Origin of the sequence: Endozoicomonas sp. YOMI1, assembly GCF_024606345.1 — a bacterium.
GTDB lineage: Bacteria > Pseudomonadota > Gammaproteobacteria > Pseudomonadales > Endozoicomonadaceae > Endozoicomonas.
This window is the reverse complement of sequence record NZ_JAHHPM010000414.1, coordinates 1-5,949: the sequence shown is the minus strand read 5'-3', so window position 1 is coordinate 5,949 and position 5,949 is coordinate 1. Positions and strand designations below refer to the sequence as shown.

The following is a 5,949-nucleotide window of genomic DNA, read 5'->3' as shown; positions in this document are numbered from 1 at the left end:
AATATATTTTCATAGCTGAGGGTGGCCGAAAATAAATCGGCCATGAATATTTGTGTGCTTTGTGGTTCAAATCGCAGGGTGCCTTAAAGCCTACGTATGGCAAGGCTTTCACTCTTAAGATAGTGCCATTGGCTGCATAACCCATTTCTGTGACAAACCATGCAAACAAAGACAACATATGGAATGCCCTGGCGGAAACTACTGTTTATCGGTGCCATATTGCTATGCACTACAATGGCACTGATTCCTACAGCTATGGATCCGTTTGGATTTATCAACGACAAAGTGAAACATGCCATCGCGTTTTTTGTGCTGGCTCTGTTGCTTGACTGCTGTGCTTTTCCCTCTTACCGGTTTACCTGGTATAAGCCACTGGGTTTATTGGCCTTTGGGGTGTTGCTTGAGGTGTTACAAGATATGATTGGTTTCCGTAAGGGAAGCTCTGGCGATTTTACGGATATTTTATCTAACCTGGCCGGGATCACGGGGTACTTTCTGGTGGCGGCTATGGTTAAGCGAGTTTACAGGGTTGATCTGGCGAATGGAGGGGGCTGAGGTTTAAAAGCGTTGGAACCACAGAGCACACGAAGAGCACAAAGGAAAAGATAAGATAAGATTTTTTTGCTTTTTTCTTTTTTTCTTTTTTTCTTTTCTTTGTGCTCTTTGTGTGCTTTGTGGTTCAAAAAACAAACCCTCTCCGTCCATGACCGTTTTCTGTATAATCCCCACGCTCCCCACTCTATATTGAATGCCTGAACCTGATAAAGGATTACCGCCTTGTCCACGCTGGATAACCGTTTTAGCCGTTTTCTGTTTTATTTTCTGTTGCTAGTGATTACCTGGCTGCCACTGCCCTATGGCAGCAAGCCCGAGTGGGCCATGGGGATTTTGCAGGTAGGTGTTTTTATGCTGTCGGCTTTATGGTTGGCGGGGTATGGTTTTGGACATCTGTCGGTGCCCCCTGCTTTTCGCAAAGGTGCGGCGGTTTTTGTCGGGTTGTTGTTGGTTGCTTTCTGGGTTTGGGTTCAGTCATTGCCACTACCTGCAACGCTTGTGCAGCAGTTATCGCCGGTGGCCTGGTCGGTTCAGGTAGAAGCAGCCAGCGCATTAAACCTGCCGGTGCCGGGTTCTCTTTATCTTTCCCTTGATCCTTTTGCTTCTCAGGTGCATGCCCTATTATCGCTGGCCTATGCGCTGCTGTTTGCCATGGTGCTGCTGCTGGTCAGTGATCCTGAACGGTTGCGGGTGATTGCCTGGGTGTTTGTAATTTCCGGGACATTTCAGGCGTTGTTTGGTTCTCTGAGTACTTTGTCTGGCGCAGAGGTTTTGTTGTTTGGGCCGAAAGAGACCGGTCAGGGTGTAGCTTCGGGTACGTTTGTTAACCGTAACAGTTTTTCCGGCTGCCTGGAGATGACGCTGGCGGTGGGCATGGGGCTTCTTCTTGGGCAGTTGAATGAGCGGCGTGCTCATGACTGGCACGAGTTCTGGCGCCAGACCCTGAAAACCCTGTTGAGCAATAAGGTTATTTTACGAACCGCCATCGCCATTATGGTGGTTGGGCTGGTGATGGGGCGTTCCCGTATGGGAAATACGGCGTTCTTTTCCAGCCTGATGATTACCGGGGTATTGTACGTTATTTGTCGTAGAAAGCTCACTCGCGGGGTGGTGATTCTGTTTGTCAGCCTGTTTGTGATTGACACCATTATTGTTAGCCAGTGGTTCGGGTTGGAAAAGGTGGTTGAAAGGTTGGAACAAACCAGTGCACAAACCGAAACCCGTGATGATGTGAACCCGCAAACGTTGGCCGCTATTCCCCAGTTTGCCCTGACCGGTTCTGGCGCAGGCGCTTACTATACGACTCTCCCACAATATCATGATGGCAGCTGGCGTGGCTTTTATGATCTGGCCCATAATGATTTTCTGCAATTCCCCCTGGAGTTTGGTATTCCAGCTTATGCCATTCTGGGGTTGATGGTGCTGTTTAGCGCCTGGCAAGCGATTCAGGCTATGCGGCAGCGGCGGAATATGCTGATGGTGGGGATGGGGTTTGCGGCGTTTATGGGGATTCTTTCGATAATGATTCATTCGTCGGTGGATTTTAATCTGCAGATTCCTTCGAATGCGGCGTATTTTGTTTGCCTGATGGCGTTGGGGTGGTTGGCTCGGTATTTGCCGACCCTGGCGGGCGCTGCCCGCCGCCCGCCTCCCGAAAAAGAAAAATAAAAGCTTTCACAGGCTCCTATTGCATCAAGGCTAAATCAACCAGCAGTTTCTCTGCGCTTTGCCTTTGTCGCATAAAGGCGATGATAAAAGCTTTGTGGAATTGCAGGTCGAGCCGGTACAGCACTTTGTAATTCTCAAGCAGATTGAGTTGGCGATAATCTTGTATGCCGATCAGGGACAACTCAGGGCAGGCCGGGCGATAGGGTACCTCTTCGATGAGTTGTTGGCTCTGCTGAACCAGGCTGGTGATGAGAAGGTTGAGCTGATCGGGTGAAATAAACAGGCTCATGTATGCTTTGAGCTGGCGTAATGTCTGAAATGCAGTTTCTGTTATTTCGACAATAACGGGCTCTTCCATCAGGCTTCATCGCTCAGGCGCTTGAGGGCTTCTTCCGGTGTCAGGGTATTGTTTTCACGAATATCCCGTTCGGCACGATTGGCCAGTTTCAGCAGGGCGATGGCTTCATCTCTCATGCTGGCTTCCTGCTCAGAATAGATACGGTAAACAGGCCGGCCGTGTTGGGTAATACGGAGCGGACCGTCCATAACATCCAGCTTTGCGGCATTTTGTTTAAGATAGCTAAGGGTTTGAGTTTCCATGGTGTTCTACCTATAGGTCTGTTAATGGTCTGATTATAGTCTGCTCTGTTGGTCAGCGATAAAGATTTAGGCCAAGATCTGATTTATATAACTACTTTTCTTACCTTTTTCGGATCATGGACAACGGCTGAAAAGATGATCGATATTCACAACCATATTATTCCCGCCATTGATGACGGCCCCGATACCCTGGAGCAATCCCTGGAACTGCTGCGCATAGCCGAAGCCAATGATATCCAACGGATGGTCTGTACGCCCCACATGCATCCCGGTCGTTACGATAATGATATCACCACCATTGCCCCCGCCTTTGATGTGCTGGTTGGCCATGTCCACCAGGCAGGCATTAATGTTCAGCTGGCCATGGGAGCGGAAGTGCGGTTTAGCGATGAGTTGATGTTCCAGCTGCGCCAGGAACGTATTCCAATGATTGGTAAATGGGATAGTTACGACTGCCTGCTGCTGGAAATGCCCCATAGTAATATTCCAGTGGGTATTGAACATATGCTGGAGTGGCTGGATCGCCAGCAGGTACGAGCAGTAATTGCCCACCCGGAACGGAACAAGGAGCTGATGGCCTATCCGGAACGCATCTTTCCATTGGTGGAGCGGGGTGCATTGTTTCAGGTGACAGCCGGATGCATTATCGGTTCTTTTGGTGTAAAGGCACAGACTACGGCTCGCTGGTTGCTGGACCATGAATTGGTGCAGTTTGTGGCTTCTGATGCTCATCACTGTAAACGGCGGCCACCTGCAATGAAGGCTGCTGCGGAGGTGCTGGATGAGTGGTATGGCAAAGCGGTTCGGGATCAGTTGACTTTGACCAATCCGGATTTGTTGACGTTTTCGCTTTTTAATGGCTGATGGATTTTTTTGAACCACAAAGCTCACAAAGAGCACAAAGAAGAGCTTTTCTTTTCCTTCGTGCTCTTTGTGAGCTTTGTGGTTTAAATAATCTTTTAAAGGAACATAAATGATAAAACGCTGGCTCCTTGCATTACCCGCCATTGCCGTACTGGCACTGGCCATAAACACATCCTGGAATCTGATTCAGTCTGAAATCTGGCGTTATCAGACTGAGGACTTTCTGGCGTTCTGGCAGGCAGAGCTAAAGGAAGACAGTAACTATGAGATCAACCAAAGGGATTATGACGTGACCATCAAGGGCATCGAGAACGCCCTGGCCAGCGCACCATTTGCCTCGGAACTGCGAGGCTTAAAAGCCAGGGTGCTTGAGCAGGGCTTCCAGCACGGTTTAACGCCAGCCAATACGATTGAATCCGTCGATTTAACCGCCTGGAAGGAGGCCATTCTGGCCAGACCCGCCTGGCCCTATAGCTGGAGCGCCTATGCCAGCGCCCGCTCACAGCACTCCCTGATTGAAAAAGAGTTTGAGGCCGCCCTGCTTCGCGCCGATGAGCTTGGCCCCTGGGAGCAGAAGGTGATGGAAAACGCCACCATCCTGGGCAGATATTATCGCGGCTGGTTAAGCGAGTCGGTTCAGCAGAGGTTGGACGACAGCAGTGCGCGGCTGGCAAAGCTTTACCCCTGGCGGGCGAAGCAGTTGGATAAGCAGTATCCGCTGCCTTAGGAGCTGTCCTGAAATAACTTCGACATTCCTACAGACGCTACCCGCTTCCCGCCGCCCGCTTCCCGAAAAGCTGGAACCACTTGTGCTTTTACGGGCAGCGGGTGGCGGGAAGCGGGCGGCGGCATTTTCCCAGTCTGAATGAAATGATGAAGTTATCCCGGGACAATTACTTATTTCTGAAGATTCTGAAGAAATAAAAGTCCTGAATGGGCGACAGGGTCAGATTAATGGCCTGTTACCCATTTACACCACTCGCTACGAGATAATCCTCACACTCATCATTATTGATAAAAACTCTCTATCACAATATGGTATCGACTCACTTGCCCACGCCCACTAAACAGCCACTGATGATGAATGCTCTGCTTCTTATGGCGATCATATTGAGTCTGTTAAGCTGGGGATTCGTTATGGCCTACAACAGCCTTTTCGGTTGGCTCGGCCTGATTGTTGTTTCTCCTTATGCGGCGTATCTGTGTCATAACAGGTTGCACCCGGAAACACGCCCAAGTTTCTGGGTAGCCTACTGGCTATTCCTGGGGTTTCCGTTCACTATTAATGCACTGTATGGCTCTCTCTGGTGGCTGGCTTACTGGCCGGTGACCTTTGGCAATATATGGGCTTTGAATGTGGTCAGAAAAAATAAAGCCTGATGGTTAGCATTTGCCCACTCCGGATTGCTCCGGATGTTTCAATTATCCTTGGAATTGTACGCTGCCAGAGAACGGCCACACCGGAATGAATATGGATGACCTGATCACCAGGTTGCAGGAGATCCCGCCTGCAGCCTATCGTTTTACTTTTTTTGCCGCCCTGGCCTTTGCCCTGTTTATGGCGGTGATTCCCGGCAGTGCCGACCCCACCGGCTTTGTTAATGACAAGTTTAAACATGCTGTCACGTTTCTGGTGTTGTTTATTCTGTTTGATCTGGCCTATCCCACCGCTGACATGCCTTGGTGGAAACCGGTTGGACTGCTGGCCTTTGGGGTATTTATTTGAGCTGTGTCAGAAGATGACCGGGTACCGGAGCTTCAGTGTTGGGGATATTCTGGCCGATGGGGTAGGGATTTTGGGGTATCTTGGATTGTATGCTGCGTATCATGGTAGCCCCTAAAACCTGTTTTTCTATCAACAATAAACAGATTTACAATGATGACCAAAAAACATTCTGAACCATTGGCAAAAATAGTCAGCGATGCTGTCAGTGAAATTACCCTGGGTCAGTTTCCTGAACTCCCCCTGATGGGACGAACGGGTTTGCTCAACGATTTTATGTATTCGTGGAACAAACGATTTAATATCAGTTACGACTTTAAGATGCTGGATTTTGCCAGAGGTCTTGCCAATCCTGACAATGAAGCCGTATTTACAGCAACAGCATGTGCTTCCAGGGATGAAATCAGGGAATATTTCACAAGATACATACAGGTGTACTGTAAAAGAGATACAAGAGTTATTCTGAAACTGTCTTATAACGACAATGGGAAGACCGCGCAACAAAGAGAATGCCCAATTGCCAGACGGTGTTTATCGCA

At 49.2% G+C, this 5,949-nt stretch carries 9 protein-coding genes; 7 read left to right on the top strand and 2 right to left on the bottom strand.

All coding sequences use genetic code 11. From position 1 onward, the window contains the following. Nucleotides 1-255 precede the first annotated feature (255 nt). Together KDK15_RS14780 and KDK15_RS14775 are read left to right on the top strand one after the other, a co-directional pair. Nucleotides 256-555: a hypothetical protein gene (locus KDK15_RS14780; RefSeq protein WP_257296152.1), complete on the top strand. Its 300-nt coding sequence runs from the start codon at nucleotides 256-258 to the stop codon at nucleotides 553-555. Nucleotides 556-777: 222 nt separating this feature from the next. Further along, nucleotides 778-2,223, top strand: a complete 1,446-nt coding sequence (locus KDK15_RS14775) for an O-antigen ligase (protein WP_257296151.1) — start codon at nucleotides 778-780, stop codon at nucleotides 2,221-2,223. A 16-nt stretch (nucleotides 2,224-2,239) separates the two neighbouring features. Here KDK15_RS14775 and KDK15_RS14770 read toward each other — a convergent pair whose 3' ends face one another. Continuing rightward, the gene (locus tag KDK15_RS14770) at nucleotides 2,240-2,581 is read right to left on the bottom strand and encodes a hypothetical protein (RefSeq protein WP_257296150.1); all 342 of its coding nucleotides are present in this window, start codon (nucleotides 2,579-2,581) and stop codon (nucleotides 2,240-2,242) included. After that, nucleotides 2,581-2,823 carry a type II toxin-antitoxin system Phd/YefM family antitoxin gene (locus tag KDK15_RS14765; RefSeq protein ID WP_257296149.1) on the bottom strand — a complete coding sequence of 81 codons (243 nt, stop codon included), beginning with the start codon at nucleotides 2,821-2,823 and terminating at the stop codon, nucleotides 2,581-2,583. Before KDK15_RS14765 ends, KDK15_RS14770 begins: the two co-directional genes overlap by 1 nt. A gap of 135 nt (nucleotides 2,824-2,958) precedes the next feature. On the opposite strand from KDK15_RS14765, the gene KDK15_RS14760 reads away from it, so the two are divergent. The 5 genes from KDK15_RS14760 to KDK15_RS14740 form a co-directional block, all read left to right on the top strand. Then, nucleotides 2,959-3,687: a tyrosine-protein phosphatase gene (locus tag KDK15_RS14760; protein WP_257296148.1), complete on the top strand. Its 729-nt coding sequence runs from the start codon at nucleotides 2,959-2,961 to the stop codon at nucleotides 3,685-3,687. A 109-nt stretch (nucleotides 3,688-3,796) separates the two neighbouring features. Next, the gene (locus tag KDK15_RS14755) at nucleotides 3,797-4,414 is read left to right on the top strand and encodes a hypothetical protein (RefSeq protein ID WP_257296147.1); all 618 of its coding nucleotides are present in this window, start codon (nucleotides 3,797-3,799) and stop codon (nucleotides 4,412-4,414) included. A 410-nt stretch (nucleotides 4,415-4,824) separates the two neighbouring features. Beyond that, nucleotides 4,825-5,067 (top strand): hypothetical protein, encoded by a 243-nt coding sequence (locus KDK15_RS14750; protein ID WP_257296146.1) that lies wholly within the window; start codon nucleotides 4,825-4,827, stop codon nucleotides 5,065-5,067. Nucleotides 5,068-5,158: 91 nt separating this feature from the next. Beyond that, nucleotides 5,159-5,413, top strand: coding sequence for a hypothetical protein (locus KDK15_RS14745; protein WP_257296145.1), 255 nt, complete (start codon nucleotides 5,159-5,161; stop codon nucleotides 5,411-5,413). A gap of 150 nt (nucleotides 5,414-5,563) precedes the next feature. After that, a partial coding sequence (locus KDK15_RS14740; RefSeq protein ID WP_257296144.1) for a hypothetical protein occupies nucleotides 5,564-5,949 on the top strand: 386 nt, incomplete at its 3' end.

Bases quoted from the DNA above. Each gene is read 5' to 3' on its own strand.
- KDK15_RS14780 (WP_257296152.1), top strand. From the start codon at position 256: ATGGATCCGTTTGGATTTATCAACGACAAAGTGAAACATGCCATCGCG.
- KDK15_RS14770 (WP_257296150.1), bottom strand. From the start codon at position 2,581: ATGGAAGAGCCCGTTATTGTCGAAATAACAGAAACTGCATTTCAGACA.
- KDK15_RS14765 (WP_257296149.1), bottom strand. From the start codon at position 2,823: ATGGAAACTCAAACCCTTAGCTATCTTAAACAAAATGCCGCAAAGCTG.
- KDK15_RS14760 (WP_257296148.1), top strand. From the start codon at position 2,959: ATGATCGATATTCACAACCATATTATTCCCGCCATTGATGACGGCCCC.
- KDK15_RS14755 (WP_257296147.1), top strand. From the start codon at position 3,797: ATGATAAAACGCTGGCTCCTTGCATTACCCGCCATTGCCGTACTGGCA.
- KDK15_RS14750 (WP_257296146.1), top strand. From the start codon at position 4,825: ATGGCCTACAACAGCCTTTTCGGTTGGCTCGGCCTGATTGTTGTTTCT.
- KDK15_RS14745 (WP_257296145.1), top strand. From the start codon at position 5,159: ATGGATGACCTGATCACCAGGTTGCAGGAGATCCCGCCTGCAGCCTAT.